Genomic DNA, 15,017 nt, shown 5'->3' on the forward strand with positions numbered 1-15,017 from the left:
AAAATCCTAGAAAAAGTAGTTAGCACGAAAAGTTGCCTGATTAAACTGACCCATTCGACCAATAGCTGTATTACTATCATCACCGGGAATAAAAACCTTCCACTCCATAGAGAGTCGATAACTCTCTTTCATTCGTGTTCCAAAACTCAGAGCATAAGTCTGTTCCCTATTTTCTAAATCATAAAGTACCCCGCTCTTTATTTCGCTGGATCCAGCATCACCAAAACTACTTTGCACTCCTATAAAAATATCATTCTGAAACATTTCTGATAAATCTTTATTTTCACTTTTATCATCTTCGAAATATTGATACTGATAATATTCACTTAAAACTCGTAATTCAGCACCACCAATGGTTACTGATGGAACATACTCAAAACCAAGCCCGTAGTGAACATAGTCACTCATATTGGAGTAGTCTAAAACATCTGTATAAGCGGCCTCGAATTTATATATAACATCCCAATAAGTAACGCTTAAATATGCAACTGCTTTATTAACTAAGTATGCTATTTGTGTAACTTCTCCACTTGCTATAGAAGCCACAATATCACGTTTATTGTCATATCCATTCTGAAGAATTACAGTGTATTCGCTCTCTAGTGTATCTCCACTAAGACCACTGTACTTTAGATACACTGTAGGTCTGTACTCACCAGCCTTAGTGTCAAGTGCATCACCATAATTATAAAAGTTATAGACATTATCCTCAGCAGGATAAGGTTGCTTCATTTCTTCAGCTTTAATAAGGACTGAAAACTTATGATCATCTATTAGTTTTGTATACTCAGCATTAAATGCTCCATACTTGTTCGATGTGTCAAAAGAGTCGGAGAGATAATTTTTCGTGTTAAATATATCACTCATGCTATATCCCTCAAGTAGCCCCCACGTATTAATGCTGCGTCCAATCTGAACGATTGCTTCGTCCATATAGTACTTAGCATACAATTCATTCACAACTATATAACGGCGACGATTATCACTAAAGTCATATAAAAATACAAAATTTGAAGACACTGCTCCCCAGTCAAAACTTTTTGAGAGGTCTATGCTACCTTCAAGAGCAAGTGTATCTTCTGTTTTATCAGTTGAGTAACTATTAAAAATAGCTCCTACTGTTCCTCTATTTTTAAGAGAATCAAGGAACTCATCCATTCCATTATTTTTCTGATTAAGAACAGATGATGATATTTGTTCATCTTCCTCTATCTCTTTATTTTCATTTGAAGTTCTAGTTGTTCCCACTAAAGTAAGACTTGTTTTTTTTGGATTATAATTAATAAAATAAGCATCTTTAAAAGATTTAGAGCGATATTCTTGGAGTAAAGGTCTCAAAGCCCTACAATTTTCATCTTTTCCAGTTTGTCCTACCACCATTTCACTGTTCTTTATCGTAAATATTTCTATTTCATCCTGTAATTTAATAGAAAGACGAGACATTTCTAGCACTGCACTTTGAACACTATTAGTAGTAAAGAGTCTGATTGTACAGATTCTCTGTGCATCCCTTTTTTTGGAGGACTTTGAAGTACCAAATCCAAAAAGAGATGATGAAAAAAGTAATGCTATACAGATTAAAGCTAAATTATTCATTTTAAAACACCACATTGATTGCAGCACTTGCCGAATACTGTTCATTGCTAACACTCACATTTCCCAAACCAATGCTTTTAGCACTTACGGTAACTTCAGGACTCGTTGCAAAAGTAAGTGCGAGATCTCCACCCACAGCATTGTTAAACTGGTACCCTACACCAATCGTGTAATGAGTTTCTGTTATAGCCGGAAACATTACATGATTAAAAGTGTTAATCACATCTCCATTTGTAGCTGGGCTAGCTGGGCTAACAACTGTTGTATCATTATTAACTTTAATTGGGTTCTTTCCATAATTATATCCACAACGTAGTGCTAGCTCATTTATTCTGTATTCTCCACCTATAGAGTATACATCTTGGTTTTCCCAATTAAAATCTTTATAACCCTCTGCTTCGCCCCAAAGAATACTACGATAATCAGCAGTTACTGACAAATCTCCTCTAGTCCAGTCAATTCCTATTCCGTATTCTGCAGGTTGTTCCAGAGTATCGGACATAATCTCAAAGTTTGAATCTTGTGTGCCATATCCAAATGCTGTAGAGAGTGATGAGATTTGATCTTTGTAACTAAGTGATACAGGAGAATGATATACCATTCCAAAACTTAAGCCTAAAGGAGAGTAATTATATACACTACCTAACTCAAAACCAAATCCAGCATTACTTGAAGAGTTATTATCTACAAGACCTATAGTAGGTGATATAAAAGACATGTGTAAAGTACCAAACACCATAACAGGAGCAATTCCAAATGACCAATCATTCCACTTGTATGCAACAGGTGCTGAAATCTTTAACATTGTTAAACTACTTTTCATACTGTAAAGTCCGACATCACCTATCAAAGGATTACTAATTGCACCATCACCCTTCGTCCAGTCTGTTCCCATTCCAGCAGCACCAAAAATACTCCCTCCTACACTCCAACCATTATCTAGATTATGAGTCAAGGCCGCATAAGGAATAGTGTTTTTCTTGGCATCGCTCAATGCACTCAAGTCATTTGCTCCATTCGTGTCATTTGTTCTTACATTAACCGAGGGAGACAGATAAGTTGCCCCGAATGTAAATTCTCCCCCTTTAGAGAAGGTAATTAAAGCGGGATTTCCTGTTGCTGAAGAGCCTGCACTAAAGTGTGCAATGCCCGTCCCACCCATAGCTCTTGAAGATGTTCCTAATCCAATCAGGTTATCTCCATTTGTTGCAAACAGTGAAACAACACTAAGTAAAGTAAAAAGAGTAAATGATATTAATTTATTCATTAATCAACCAAATCAAAACTAAGCACTACAGAAAAATAGACTGAGAAAAGTCTCTTTTCTTCAAGCCCACTTTTATTTTTTCACTTTTCCAGTTGAGTGTTGTCTCTTTTTTTGTTTGAACATTTTTCATTATGATTTTAGAGACTCTCCAGATTCCTTTTATATTTGTATATGAAGGCATTAAAGCTGTTTTGAGAAAATTTCCTCTTTTGTCAAAGTAGTCAATACGTTGAATCAAAAAGTTTTTTGGTTCCACCCAGATAATCTCTTTAGAATACCCTGAATAATCTTCTTTTGGGATACGAACAGATTTATATACCTTAACACCATTTAAATCTACCTTTTGGGCATTTCCACTATATGCAAAACGATTATAATGTTGTCCAGATAAATCTTCATAGCTAAACTCACTTCCCATAAATGCACCTGACTTATTTTTAGAAACAATACGTTTTGTTCTTTTTAGTCCAGGTAAGTAGAGCCACTGTTTATCAGGCTTTCCTAAACGCTCGTGAGTTAGCAATTTAGTCCCTTTTACATCAGCAGGAGATCTGAATTCTAAAAGTGTTTTATCTCCATCTTTTCCCTCTAATTTTTTCATAATTAGATCTCTTTTATTAGTGGTGCCATTTGCATTTTTAAGTATCATCTCTAACTCTGCTAATTCACTTACATAATTTCCAGTCGCAGTATAAGCTTTGACAGAAACTTCTTCATTTGTTATAGCCATTAGAGTCATAGAACAGCACAATAAAAATGAACTTAATAATTTCTTCATATAAACACCTTCTAGATTAAAATAATAATGCTTTTATTCTATCAAAAAAAATATTAAACAAGAAAAAAAATACGGCTTATGTGATTATAATGGCTAAATTGAGTATTATTAGCTTATATTATTACTAATACTCACCTTAAATCATACTTTTCATCTCATTCTCTGCTAAACACGAGACGCCTAAGCTGATAGCTTTATCATACTTACTTCCAGCATCTTCACCATAAATCAAAAAGTCAGTTTTTTTACTAACACTGCCACTTACTTTGGAACCAAGAGTTTCAAGCATCTCTTTTATAGCACCACGAGATTCGCTCATAGTTCCTGTTAAAACTACAGTTTTAGCCTTAAAAGGGTTTTCTTCTGCTTCTTCGCGCTTAAGAGGTTCTGTTGGTTCTAGGATAGCTTGAAGTTTGACAATGGTCTCTGCGTTTACACGAACAAACTCTAACAGAGACTCTGCCATCTCTTCGCCTATTCCCTCGCACTCTACTATCTGCTCTTTAGTCGCGTTTACAAAAGAAAAACCAAAACTATCCGCTAGTGTTTTTGAGGCAACTTCTCCGATGTGTTCTATACCAAGGGAGTTTATAAAACGCCAGTAGTCTTTGCCTTTAGTATTCGCTAGAGCATTCAATAGATTCTGAGATTTTTTCTCTTTAAAACCCTCTAGTTCTAAAAGCTGCTCGAGGTTCAAGTCAAATAAATCTACAACACTGAGGACAAGACCACTCGTAAAAAGAGCCTCGACTATCTTCACTCCTAAACCGTCTATGTTAAGACATGGTTTTGATGCAAAGTACATTATGGAGTTTACGACGCGAGAAGCACATTTAAGGTTTTGGCACTTTATCAGTACCTCTTCTTGAAGTAGTTCACTTTCACAAACGGGACAGTTTGTTGGTTTAGCAAAAACCACCTCACTTCCGTCGCGTTCATGCGTCAAAACCTTTATTATTTTTGGTATAACATCCCCACTTCTAAGAATAATAACCTTGTCACCTAGTCTAATGTCTTTTCTCTGTATCTCATCAAAGTTATGAAGTGTTGCACGTTCAACTATTACACCATCGATATCAGTAGGCTCAACTATAGCTACTGGAGTTACAGCACCGCTCCGACCTACTTGAAGAATTATCTCTTTTACAGTAGTTATTTTCTCAACGGCTGGGAACTTGTATGCAACTGAGAAACGCGGTACTTTAACCGTATAGCCCATATCTATTTGTGAAGATATCTCGTTTACCTTTACAACCATCCCATCAAGCATCATAGAGTATGAGTCTCTATCTTTAACCATCTGCTTGTAAATATCTTCTATCTCATCGTAACCTTTACAGATTGCACGTTCTGGTGGTTTTCTAAAACCAAGAGAGTAAATATACTCCATCTTGTTACTCAGAAGCTTCTGGTCTAACTCATCTTCTCCCACACCATAAGGAAGAAAAACTAAGTTTCTCTTAGATGTTATGTTCGAGTCAAGTTGTCTTAAACTTCCAGCAGCTGCGTTTCTTGGATTTGCGAAGAGTGCTTCTCCCTCGGCTAGTCGCGTTTTGTTGATCTTTTCAAACTCATCTTTAAAGATGACGACTTCACCACGAATCTCAATTCTTTGTTTATAGTCTATCTCTAAGGGAATTGATTTTATGGTTTTAACATTTTGAGTAATTAATTCGCCGACTGTTCCATCACCACGAGTTATACCCTTTACAAGTTTCCCATCTTCATAGACGAGGTTCAAAGAAGCCCCATCGTACTTAGGCTCACAGTAAAAGCTAATGTTTTCATCGAGTTTGTAGGTTTTGGTAAGCCATTTTTGTAGCCCTGCAGAGTCAAATATATCTTCAAGTGACCACATACGAGAAAGGTGAGGCTCTTTTGTAAACCCTGAACTAACTAAATCTCCAACTCTTTGAGTAGGAGAGTTGTGTGATGTTAAAGTGGGATTATCTTCTTCGAAAGCGAGGACTTCATGATAAAGTTTATCGTAAACTTCATCAGTAGTTATTGGGTCGTCTAAAACATAATAATGTTTGGAGTAGAGGTTTAATTTAAGAATAGCATCAAGGTAGTCTAAATGCATCATTTACTCTATAGCACTCTACTTGGATTTTCTAAAGCAACTTCACGAACACTTTCATTCTCATCACCAATTAATCTTGTTAACGTTGCTGCTGGTGTTCTTGGGTTTTTGGCAACAGCTGCACGAACATTTTCGTCTAAATCATAACTGAGTGTATCTAGTGTATCTGTCGGTATACTTGGATTAACAGTAGCAGATATACGAACAAATTCATCTCTGTCACCACTAAGTTTATTTATAATTTCTACTGGTAAGTTTGGATTTCCTGCAACCCATGATGTAATGTATCTATCATTACTTAATGCAACAAGTGTTTGGGCAGATGTGCTAGGGTGTTCAGCAACAAACTCACGAACTAATCCACTCTCATCTGTACTTAACTTATCCAATGTACTAGCTAATGTGTTTATATTTGCAGCCACTTTAACTTTTACAAACTGGCTCTCATCACCACTTAATATATCTAATTGTTCTGGAGATAGGTTTGGATGTTGTGCAACTTCTCTTCTAACACTTTCACTTTCACTTGCGATTAATGTATCTAAATCTTCTGTAGGTGTATTTTCATTTCTTGCTAGTTCTATTTCAGTTGGGTTTTCCATTTTCTTGCCTTTATAATTTTTCATCTGTTTTATATAAATTTATTGGTCGAATTGTAGCTTTTATTCTCTTAAAAACTTACCCGTATTTTAGTCCACTACTTCCGCATAAGGGTCAAACTTTGCTAGTTCTTCTAGCGCCGCTTCAAATTGATCTGCACTGATTATAAAAGCATTTATATTCATATCTGCAAAGCCATAAACCTTATCTTCATCAGACTCATCTACAAAGACAAAGATTGACTGTGAAGGTTTTATATCTTGGAGTTGCTTCATAAACGCGATGTTCTCAGGTACTTTACTTAAGTCACCTATTACAATATCGTATTCATTACTATTAAAAAGTTTCAGTGAGTCTTCTCTATCAAGAGCTCTGTCTACTTTATTAAAGAGTTCGTCAAATGTCTTAATATTTAAATCGAACTCTGTATTCTCATCTTCTATAAAAAGTATATTCCATTTTTTATCTGTATTCATTCTTATCCTTTTATATATTTTTCGTTCTATTGAGAAACTGTTTGGAAAATTGAACACCTTTTTTCTTAAACTGTTCAGCTACACTTCCTATATAGACCTCATCTGCCGTTTGGGAAAAAAGCTCTAACCATCTCGCAAAGCTTTCTTTTTTTATATGAGGCATTTTAACATGTGCACCAACAAAGTTTCCATAATAGGTATCTTCTCCTAAAATTTTGGCCAACCAAAAATCTGCTAGAAGTTCTATGTGTTCGACCCAGTCTTCACTTTTTATATCATCACCTATTTCATCTATAAAAAAAGGGCCCAGAATGTCATCTTCCATGGCTTTTTCATAAAAAATAGTCATTAAGACTCTTAGGTTTTCTCTAGTAATATTATTATAAAGTTCTATCACTCATCCTTTTTATACAAATCATCTATTTTTTAATCAAATTATAGCATTTTTATAAAAGCTTTTAAGTGGACCTATTGTATAATCTTTAAAAGATGTTTATTTTTTTAGTAAAATTATGAAGGAAAATAATATGCCAATTACAATGAAGCCTCATTCTGCTATTAAGTTTGATACACAGAAACTATACATTATTACTCTTTACACTGATCGCCATATTTCATGGGAATTTTGTATGACAACCCTTATGAAAGTTTTTCATATGAACCTAGAAAGTGCAACTATTATTACTGATCAGATTCAAACTGACGGTGAAGGAATATGTGGAGGTTATTCACTAGAAATAGCCGAAACAAAAGCTACTTTAGTTGAAGAACTTGCGAAAAAACAGAACTTTGTTCTCCAATGTTTAGTTGAGGAAGTGTAAGCTTAATTTTTCAAATAAGGATTCATGTTCGAGATAGCTTCGAGGGCTTGGTCAAGTGCCTCAGGAATAAGTAAAAAAGTATTTATTCCAAGTTCAATTAATCCCCCAATTTTTTCTTCATCACTATCCAAGACTAAAGCAACTATGACCTGTGTAGGTTTCATTTGTTTGAGTTGTTTCATAAACTCAATGCCCTCTAAAGGATCCCCACTTATGTCACCAATAATAATATCGTAGTTGTTTTTATAAATCTGTTTTATTGCTTTTTGCTCACCTAAGGCATAATCGGCCTTATTAAATAACTCGCTAAATAATTTGTTTTTTGAATCAAAGAATGACTTATCAGTTTGAATAAAAAGTACATCCCATTTTTGATTTGCATCCATTCTTCTTTTTTCCTCTATATCTATTGTTTTTTTGAAAAATACTCAGCAGCTTCTGCATCCAGAGTCTCAACATGATGAAGTGACCATGCCACTAAGTTACCATGAATGTATGCAAGTATCGCGTTTGGCTCTCTATTACCATCAAAATACTTTATTAAATGGGCAAGTTCTTTTAGGTGTCTGTCATGCTCAGTTTTATGTTTTTGCATATCTGGAAATTCTGACTTTGTCATTATTTCTTCTTCATTATCAAAATGTATTTGTGTATGTGCTAACAGTTCTCTTAGCATTTGGGCTACTAAATCGAGTTCTTTATTTGTCGCAGCACCAGTAAGTTTATTTACAATGAGTGACTCTTCCATATGTGTGTCATTCATACTAGCAATTGCTACCATTGGAATTTGCTCTAATGTAATCATAATATTTGTTCCTTAATTAATTGAGGTAAAATTGTTTAATAAATGGCATTATATCTTTATCAGTTGAGATATTATAATAAGATAGGTCTTATCTCAATAGTTAAAGAAAAAAATAAAATTACAGTATTAATTTCTTCTATATATATTTAAATTTTTCAGAATCTATCAGTAAGTATAAACTTTTTATAGATATAATATCTTTACAAACCTTAATTTTACGGAGATAAAATGTTAATTCAATTAAACGAAATACAACAAGTGGCAAATGAAGTTATGAATATGTTACACGAAGAAGAGTTAGAGATTATAAATGATTTTTACGATGCAGTTAAAGCCAAAGACATAGAAAAGATAGATGAACTTTTTAAAGTTGTTTTATTTGATGTTGAAGATCATTTTAAAACCGAAGAAGATATGATGGAACAAGCTAATTATGTTAATTTTCAAACACATAAAAGTGACCATGACACTATGAGAGAAAAACTAAAAAAATTCCATGACCGTTGGGAAATACTTAAAAGCCCAAAAGAAGTACAAGGCTTTTTAGAAAAAGATTTTAAAAAATGGATAAAGCTTCACATTTCAAAATGGGATACTGAGACTGCTCTGCACCTTGGACACTCTTAGTAAATAATAAGTACTTAGTGGTTCTTAGCACAAGTCCCACAAAGTCCTGCTTTTGGCATAATAAGAAGACGCTCTAAATCAATCTCTCCCCCACATTCATTACATGCAAGCGAAATATTACTTTTAAGACGTTCTATAAAATAGAGGATTTTTCTTTTTCTCATGTAAATTCTTTTTAGTTTTCTTTGATTTACTTCTTCTTCACTGGCATTTTCAAAAGTTATCATGTCACTTAAAGTAGATTCAGGTGAGACGACATTTGTATGCAACTCTAGTTCTATTATTTGGATATTTGCTATCTCAACTTCTTTTTGGAGTTGATCTATTGTCATAAAACGACTCTTTTCATATAGGTATGCCTTATATTTAAATATTAAAATAATTAATTAACTTTTCTTTAATGTTATTTTATACTTTTTTAGCTCAAAAAAAGCTTTTTTATCGTTATGATATGGAAAATGAGATGTTTATAGGGGGATTAAAGAAGTCTCTTGCAAAGAGACTCCTGAGTAATAGAGTATTATTTAGTGAGTATCTTATTTAATTCATCAGCATATATAATTTCTTTTTCAAGAAGTAACTTAGATAAACTCTCAATTTTTTCCCAATGCTTATTTACTAAATTTGTTACATTTTTTTCACCTTCAAGCATCCATCTTTCAAGTGCCCCGTCAATCTTCTCATGGTAGTGTTCTGTATCCTTACTACTTCTAGACTTCTTTTGTGCATCCATTACACCATTAAGATTAATGTAACCAACTTCTTTGTCCATTCCATAATGAGCGATGGCAACATATGCATCACGTGTAGCTTGTTGTAAATCATTTGATGCACCAGAGTCCAAACCTTCTATTTCACCAAAGTTCTTAATCTGGGCTGCACGTCCGGCAAGTGAAACACATATTTTGTCTCTAAAGTCTTTGACCGTCATATTTTCTTGAACATCACTATAGTTATGTGAAATGAAGTGTTCATGGTTGTCTTTTGGTGTCAAACTCACATGTTCTATATTGATTTGAGGCATTAAAATTTTAGAAATAACTGCACGAGATGCTTCATAAATAGCTGTCTCTTCAAACATTTGTTCTAAAGACAAGTAAGACTGTCTATCACCATACTTAATCGCGTTTATTTGATCTATTAAAATCTCTTGAGTAATAGCAGGTAAGCTATGACGCAAGCAGTAAAAAGAAGCCTCTTTTCCTAGCATTTCAAGTTGAGAACCTGTAAAACCTGTCGTATACATCAAGAGCTTTTTCATATCAAAACTACCACTTGTAGGTTTCTTTTGAATTACACTATCTAAGAAATACTGTCTTGCATCTTTATCAAGATTGTTGATTTCAATGTGAATCTCAACGCGACCTGGTCTGATAATCGCAGCATCAATATTGTCTTTATAGTTAGTAGCTGCGATTACAAAGATATCTTCACCCTTTTTACCTGAAAAACCATCCATTTCGGAAAGAAGCTTATTGATAGGTACCTCTCTACCATTTTCACCATCACGTTTCCCAAGAGTATCTATCTCGTCAATAAATATAATCGCAGGTGCATAAGCTTTGGCCTTTGCGAAAATAAGTTTTGTTCTCTCAGGTTTAAGTAGTTCGAGTCCCGTAGTAGAGATAAAAGGCAACTCTGCTTCTTTAGCAAAAGCTTTTGCAAGCATCGTTTTACCAGTTCCAGGAGGTCCATACAGAAGCATGCCTTTTGGTGGTTCAATGTTAAAAGTGTCTAAGAGTTTGGGTTCTTTAAAAAAGTTAATAACTTCACCAAGTCTCTGTTTTGCTTTATGATGTCCTGCTATATCATCAAATGAAACATTAGGAATGTCAAACACAAGTCCATCTTCACTAAAGTCTTTAATTCTAATAACTTGTGAAAACTTACATGAATTAATTTTATATGTAATGACACCATTTTTATCACTAATAACATCATCAATATCAAGGGTAGTATTTTTTCTAAACAACTCTCTTACAAGAGTTTCACTTTCAATAAGTGGGTCTAGTCTATCTTTTATAAATGTAACTACTTCTTTTGAGACAACAATTTTTATCTGTTTAAAACTCATTATTGTTCTGTCTGTGTCTTGCATATATTGGGTTATTCTATTAAAAAAGAAAGTACTCACTTTTTCTTTAATACGCCTTGCATCTAACTCAGGGGCAAAATTAAGCATCTGTATTGTTAAAAAGTTGTCAAAATTTCTAGCAACTACAAACTCGATTTTATACTGTTTAAAAAAATCATCTTTAAAGCTAAGAAACACTCTTTTAGATATTTTTTCAAAAGCGTCATATTCAAGCTTATTAAACAGAACGATATTCGCTTTAGAAAATCTAGAAACAAGTTCAGGAACAATTGCTTCTTGCATACCGCCACTTCTAGTGTCTCTTTTCTGCTCACGTTTAATCGCTTCAAGAATCATAGATTCAGCTTGTATATAATCTTTTTTTACTAAGTCTTTAAACTTGTAGTCAAGATAAAGCTCTTTACCAACACTAGTAGTAATAACAAAAATTGTCTCTGTAAAATCTACCATATAATTAGCATTTTCGTCATTATATATTATATCTGGGTCTTCACTACACGGCTCATCGGTTATTTTATCCCAACCACAAGCATCACGCATTTTTCCACCTTCAAAGATAGAAAAAAGGTTGTTCTGAATAATATTATCACACTTCTCAAACGAGTCGAGTACGATGATAGACTTAGGGTTTCTATGAACAAAACCTGTTAACTGACCAACACCATAGCCTTTCCAACCATTAGGATAACCATATAGTTCTCCACCATTTTGTTGGTGATACTGAGTCATATCAAAAGTCATAATTCTATATTTTGGTATATGCTTTGCCATGAGTTCAGCAAGGTAAGTTTTTCCAGTTGCTGGAGAACCTAAGAACAAATAAGTAGACTTTGGACCTTTTTCATCCTTCATAGAAGTTTTCATACTATTTGTAACAATACTAATAGCTTGATCTTGTCCAAACAAATCTTTAGTGAGTTCTGCTTTAAATAACTTTACAAACTCTATGTTGTCTTGTGCCGCTTTAAGGGCAGATTCATCCCACTCAGCTCTTACTTCTAGCTTCTTGTGTTTCTCAATATTTGCTTTAACTCGTGCTTCATTTTCTGTCATGTTTTTGCTCTTTTAGTTCATTTGTTCGATTGAGTTGGGTTTTATTACTCAAGTATTATAATTATTTCCGTATAGTACTTGATTTTTCTTGAGTATAAGCATAAGCTAAAGGGGGGAGAAGGAAGATTTAAGGCTAAAGTAAACTCAGACTTTGTAAGAGTTTACTTCTTATTGAGCCTTAGAATCTTGTATACGTTTTAACATCGCCTCTAGGTTTCCAGTAGAGCGCACTTCTACGACTGCATTAACTACTCCATGTAATGATACATTTAGTAAATACTCTGTCATATCTTCACTACCACTTTCTTTCATATTTGCATCTATCCTCATTTTTTGTGCTTCGGTTACTTTAAACCCAAGTTCTTCAGAGGCCTCGTGCATTGATTCTATTTTATTTACAACATTAAATGGTTCTACTTTGATTGCTACTACTTTTAAATATGCAGGTATCTCGTCAAAGCCATTTTCTAAGGTTCTAAGGAGTATTGTCTCTTTTTGTGCTGGTGTTACTTTAAAATTTATTTGTATATCTGGATTCATAAGCTAATTTTTCCTTCTGCAGTTTTCGTGTGAAATAATATTGTAAACTCACTTAAAAACATACAATTGTGATTATGTTATAATAATTTTTATAAGGTAAAAACATGAAAAATAATGAAAATATTTTATTTATTGAAGATGCAAACAAACGAAAACTTTTTTATCGTTTTACACCAGCAGCTATAACTTCAAACTTTGTACCACTTGTTGTAGTCTTAGAAGACGAAGAAAAAGCTGCAGATATGAACTTCGAGTACAAAATGTGGAATATGCTCACACCCATTTACCCCTCTCATAAAAAAGAAGAATCTTGGGCTAAAGATCTTTTACAAGAGCTTATAAAAAAAATTGCCTATGACCTTGAATGTGAGGAGCATATTTATATGTATGGAAGTTCTACAGAAGGCTACAGAGCAATACTACACGGTATATTGGGTAAGGTGAATGCACTCTTTTCTAACACCTCTTATATAATGAAAGCTGATATTACTGATTTAAGTAATTTGCTAAATACTAAGGATACTTTTCCTATATTTTATCTCTGTACTGGTGAAACAAAAGTTTTTACTGATACCTGTAAAAAACATACACTAATATACCATTTGGACTTTTGTCCAGAGGCAAAAGAAAATGATGAAAAGTATATTTTAAAAGAGACTTTAGATATGTTTGAACGAATGACTTCTTAAATATTTATTCCTTTAAAGCTATACAAGGTATAGATTTGCTACACTCTTTTATTAAAATAAAAAAACTTTAAAGGATTTGAGATGAGCAGATTAGATATTAAGATACAAATGAAGCTTTTAAAAGAAGCTAAAGCATATCTAAAAGATGTAAAAGTAGCGGATGTAAGTACTCCTAAGAAACAAAAAGACGGTATTGTTTTAACAGAAGATCATATGATGGAGTGGCTTCAGGTATTTTTTGAAGACCGAATCATGCTAGATGGCTGTAATCAAAGTAAAGTAAAGTACTAAATAAAAAACTTCTTTAACTTTGTAGTTTAAAGAAAGTAGGTCCAGAACCAGAAAAGAACCAACCTTGCTTGGCTTCTTTTCTCAAGTCAGGGTATGCAATAATTGCAGCACTGTAGAGGTCATTTAGTATGGCTGGGTCTGAACTAAGTTCTAAAATACTTCTTGAGTTTAGTTTCTCCCAACCTGAAAATGAAGACAAAGAAATAGTGTCTAAGCAATTCTTTTTAAATGTCTTATAAACAACACTAGTATCACAGCCGATTGCTGGAGTATACAGTTCTAACTTTAGTGGTTCTTCTTCAAAAAACTCAACAACTTCTCCAAAACCTGAAACATTTGCCGATGGATAGTTATAGATAAAAAATGGAAAATCAGCACCAATTGTACTTCCTACTTTTGCTAATTCATCATTGCTTATTATGAGATTACAGACTTCTTTAACTAAACACATAAATGCAGCTCCATCAGAAGAACCTCCACCTAAGCCTGCCTGTGAAGGTATGCGTTTAGAAAGGACAACCTTGTGCTCTTTAAAGAAGTCTATTATTTCCGAATCAGCAGTATAGTCACAGAGTGCTTTATATGCCTTATAGATAGTGTTTGACTCTAAAGGTATGTTATCATACCCCTCTATGATAAAGGTGTCGCATATACATGGTACGAAGCTTACTGTGTCGTATAGATCTTCTACACGCATAAAACGCGATATAAGTGTATGATACCCATCTTTATGTCCAGTAATTTTTAAAAATATATTTACTTTTGCATGGGCTTGTATACTGTAACCTGAAGCATTTGTTTGTATAGATAGTTTTTCTCTCTTTATATGCTGAGACTTATTTTTATTCTGTTTGTCGATTAAAGTAGCAATACTATCTTCATCCCAAAATCCACCTTCGTCTCCACCTTCAAAACCACCCATATTTAAAGCCTTTTCTTGTAAATAATATTTTTATTATAGAGCCACTTGCAGATTCAATTTCTAAAAGTAGCTAATTTTTATTCATCGCCATTTTAAGTTTTAAAAAATGACTATAATTTGTTTATCATGAATTTTACACTAAACCTACTAAATTTCTTTAAATATCATTTTTTGACTCCGTACTGTATATTTTTTGTTCTAAAGTCTAAAAATATTTATTACTCTTTATAGCACTAGGTAAATCCGATGAAAAATAAAATAAACCTTATATACCTTCTTGCTCAAATAAATCATCAATAAAATCATCACGATATAGGCAATTTCTTTTGATTTCAGCCATTGCCGTTTTACCTGTTGGTAGAACTTTTTTATCT

General features: G+C 33.5%; 17 protein-coding genes. 4 read left to right on the top strand and 13 right to left on the bottom strand.

Annotated features, from left to right (window positions below; all coding sequences use genetic code 11):
- Positions 1-6 precede the first annotated feature (6 nt).
- From HOG88_RS00225 to HOG88_RS00255, 7 genes are all read right to left on the bottom strand, one after another.
- Positions 7-1,596: a hypothetical protein gene (locus HOG88_RS00225; protein ID WP_295002041.1), complete on the bottom strand. Its 1,590-nt coding sequence runs from the start codon at positions 1,594-1,596 to the stop codon at positions 7-9.
- Between the two features lies 1 nt (position 1,597).
- Positions 1,598-2,863: an OmpP1/FadL family transporter gene (locus tag HOG88_RS00230; RefSeq protein WP_295002042.1), complete on the bottom strand. Its 1,266-nt coding sequence runs from the start codon at positions 2,861-2,863 to the stop codon at positions 1,598-1,600.
- 25 nt (positions 2,864-2,888) lie between these two features.
- Positions 2,889-3,641 carry an outer membrane lipoprotein-sorting protein gene (locus HOG88_RS00235; RefSeq protein WP_295002043.1) on the bottom strand — a complete coding sequence of 251 codons (753 nt, stop codon included), beginning with the start codon at positions 3,639-3,641 and terminating at the stop codon, positions 2,889-2,891.
- 136 nt (positions 3,642-3,777) lie between these two features.
- A complete protein-coding gene (gene ligA, locus HOG88_RS00240; RefSeq protein WP_295002044.1) occupies positions 3,778-5,727 on the bottom strand; it encodes an NAD-dependent DNA ligase LigA in 1,950 nt (649 codons plus the stop codon).
- Between the two features lie 5 nt (positions 5,728-5,732).
- Positions 5,733-6,326, bottom strand: coding sequence for a hypothetical protein (locus HOG88_RS00245; RefSeq protein ID WP_295002045.1), 594 nt, complete (start codon positions 6,324-6,326; stop codon positions 5,733-5,735).
- A gap of 87 nt (positions 6,327-6,413) precedes the next feature.
- Positions 6,414-6,800, bottom strand: a complete 387-nt coding sequence (locus HOG88_RS00250) for a hypothetical protein (protein ID WP_295002046.1) — start codon at positions 6,798-6,800, stop codon at positions 6,414-6,416.
- A 10-nt stretch (positions 6,801-6,810) separates the two neighbouring features.
- On the bottom strand, positions 6,811-7,149 hold the full coding sequence (locus HOG88_RS00255; RefSeq protein ID WP_295002047.1) for a group III truncated hemoglobin: 339 nt from the start codon (positions 7,147-7,149) through the stop codon (positions 6,811-6,813).
- 178 nt (positions 7,150-7,327) lie between these two features.
- On the opposite strand from HOG88_RS00255, the gene HOG88_RS00260 reads away from it, so the two are divergent.
- Positions 7,328-7,621 (top strand): ATP-dependent Clp protease adaptor ClpS, encoded by a 294-nt coding sequence (locus HOG88_RS00260; RefSeq protein WP_295002048.1) that lies wholly within the window; start codon positions 7,328-7,330, stop codon positions 7,619-7,621.
- A 2-nt stretch (positions 7,622-7,623) separates the two neighbouring features.
- Here HOG88_RS00260 and HOG88_RS00265 read toward each other — a convergent pair whose 3' ends face one another.
- Positions 7,624-8,007 carry a response regulator gene (locus HOG88_RS00265; RefSeq protein WP_295002049.1) on the bottom strand — a complete coding sequence of 128 codons (384 nt, stop codon included), beginning with the start codon at positions 8,005-8,007 and terminating at the stop codon, positions 7,624-7,626.
- A 20-nt stretch (positions 8,008-8,027) separates the two neighbouring features.
- A complete protein-coding gene (locus HOG88_RS00270; protein ID WP_295002050.1) occupies positions 8,028-8,426 on the bottom strand; it encodes a hemerythrin family protein in 399 nt (132 codons plus the stop codon).
- A gap of 228 nt (positions 8,427-8,654) precedes the next feature.
- Here HOG88_RS00270 and HOG88_RS00275 point away from each other — a divergent pair, with 228 nt between their 5' ends.
- Complete coding sequence (locus HOG88_RS00275) at positions 8,655-9,053, top strand: hemerythrin family protein (RefSeq protein WP_295002051.1); 399 nt, start codon at positions 8,655-8,657, stop codon at positions 9,051-9,053.
- Positions 9,054-9,067: 14 nt separating this feature from the next.
- Here HOG88_RS00275 and HOG88_RS00280 read toward each other — a convergent pair whose 3' ends face one another.
- From HOG88_RS00280 to HOG88_RS00290, 3 genes are all read right to left on the bottom strand, one after another.
- The gene (locus tag HOG88_RS00280; protein ID WP_295002052.1) at positions 9,068-9,385 is read right to left on the bottom strand and encodes a hypothetical protein; all 318 of its coding nucleotides are present in this window, start codon (positions 9,383-9,385) and stop codon (positions 9,068-9,070) included.
- A gap of 188 nt (positions 9,386-9,573) precedes the next feature.
- Positions 9,574-12,201, bottom strand: coding sequence for an AAA family ATPase (locus HOG88_RS00285; protein WP_295002053.1), 2,628 nt, complete (start codon positions 12,199-12,201; stop codon positions 9,574-9,576).
- A gap of 168 nt (positions 12,202-12,369) precedes the next feature.
- Positions 12,370-12,741, bottom strand: coding sequence for a hypothetical protein (locus HOG88_RS00290; protein WP_295002054.1), 372 nt, complete (start codon positions 12,739-12,741; stop codon positions 12,370-12,372).
- Positions 12,742-12,845: 104 nt separating this feature from the next.
- Here HOG88_RS00290 and HOG88_RS00295 point away from each other — a divergent pair, with 104 nt between their 5' ends.
- Both HOG88_RS00295 and HOG88_RS00300 read left to right on the top strand, forming a co-directional pair.
- Positions 12,846-13,430 (top strand): hypothetical protein, encoded by a 585-nt coding sequence (locus HOG88_RS00295; protein WP_295002055.1) that lies wholly within the window; start codon positions 12,846-12,848, stop codon positions 13,428-13,430.
- Between the two features lie 81 nt (positions 13,431-13,511).
- Positions 13,512-13,721: a hypothetical protein gene (locus HOG88_RS00300; RefSeq protein ID WP_295002056.1), complete on the top strand. Its 210-nt coding sequence runs from the start codon at positions 13,512-13,514 to the stop codon at positions 13,719-13,721.
- A 13-nt stretch (positions 13,722-13,734) separates the two neighbouring features.
- Here HOG88_RS00300 and HOG88_RS00305 read toward each other — a convergent pair whose 3' ends face one another.
- A complete protein-coding gene (locus HOG88_RS00305; protein ID WP_295002057.1) occupies positions 13,735-14,643 on the bottom strand; it encodes a 4-(cytidine 5'-diphospho)-2-C-methyl-D-erythritol kinase in 909 nt (302 codons plus the stop codon).
- Between the last annotated feature and the right edge of the window lie 374 nt (positions 14,644-15,017).

The organism is Sulfurimonas sp. (assembly GCF_018698455.1).
GTDB lineage: Bacteria > Campylobacterota > Campylobacteria > Campylobacterales > Sulfurimonadaceae > Sulfurimonas.

What these genes read in the sequence shown, in the direction of transcription:
- HOG88_RS00235 (WP_295002043.1), bottom strand. Translation starts at nt 3,641, where the DNA reads ATGAAGAAATTATTAAGTTCATTTTTATTGTGCTGTTCTATGACTCTA.
- HOG88_RS00270 (WP_295002050.1), bottom strand. Translation starts at nt 8,426, where the DNA reads ATGATTACATTAGAGCAAATTCCAATGGTAGCAATTGCTAGTATGAAT.
- HOG88_RS00260 (WP_295002048.1), top strand. Translation starts at nt 7,328, where the DNA reads ATGCCAATTACAATGAAGCCTCATTCTGCTATTAAGTTTGATACACAG.
- HOG88_RS00245 (WP_295002045.1), bottom strand. Translation starts at nt 6,326, where the DNA reads ATGGAAAACCCAACTGAAATAGAACTAGCAAGAAATGAAAATACACCT.
- HOG88_RS00295 (WP_295002055.1), top strand. Translation starts at nt 12,846, where the DNA reads ATGAAAAATAATGAAAATATTTTATTTATTGAAGATGCAAACAAACGA.
- HOG88_RS00300 (WP_295002056.1), top strand. Translation starts at nt 13,512, where the DNA reads ATGAGCAGATTAGATATTAAGATACAAATGAAGCTTTTAAAAGAAGCT.
- HOG88_RS00230 (WP_295002042.1), bottom strand. Translation starts at nt 2,863, where the DNA reads ATGAATAAATTAATATCATTTACTCTTTTTACTTTACTTAGTGTTGTT.
- HOG88_RS00265 (WP_295002049.1), bottom strand. Translation starts at nt 8,007, where the DNA reads ATGGATGCAAATCAAAAATGGGATGTACTTTTTATTCAAACTGATAAG.
- HOG88_RS00225 (WP_295002041.1), bottom strand. Translation starts at nt 1,596, where the DNA reads ATGAATAATTTAGCTTTAATCTGTATAGCATTACTTTTTTCATCATCT.
- HOG88_RS00275 (WP_295002051.1), top strand. Translation starts at nt 8,655, where the DNA reads ATGTTAATTCAATTAAACGAAATACAACAAGTGGCAAATGAAGTTATG.
- HOG88_RS00305 (WP_295002057.1), bottom strand. Translation starts at nt 14,643, where the DNA reads ATGGGTGGTTTTGAAGGTGGAGACGAAGGTGGATTTTGGGATGAAGAT.
- HOG88_RS00280 (WP_295002052.1), bottom strand. Translation starts at nt 9,385, where the DNA reads ATGACAATAGATCAACTCCAAAAAGAAGTTGAGATAGCAAATATCCAA.
- HOG88_RS00250 (WP_295002046.1), bottom strand. Translation starts at nt 6,800, where the DNA reads ATGAATACAGATAAAAAATGGAATATACTTTTTATAGAAGATGAGAAT.
- HOG88_RS00290 (WP_295002054.1), bottom strand. Translation starts at nt 12,741, where the DNA reads ATGAATCCAGATATACAAATAAATTTTAAAGTAACACCAGCACAAAAA.
- HOG88_RS00255 (WP_295002047.1), bottom strand. Translation starts at nt 7,149, where the DNA reads ATGACTATTTTTTATGAAAAAGCCATGGAAGATGACATTCTGGGCCCT.
- HOG88_RS00285 (WP_295002053.1), bottom strand. Translation starts at nt 12,201, where the DNA reads ATGACAGAAAATGAAGCACGAGTTAAAGCAAATATTGAGAAACACAAG.
- ligA (WP_295002044.1), bottom strand. Translation starts at nt 5,727, where the DNA reads ATGATGCATTTAGACTACCTTGATGCTATTCTTAAATTAAACCTCTAC.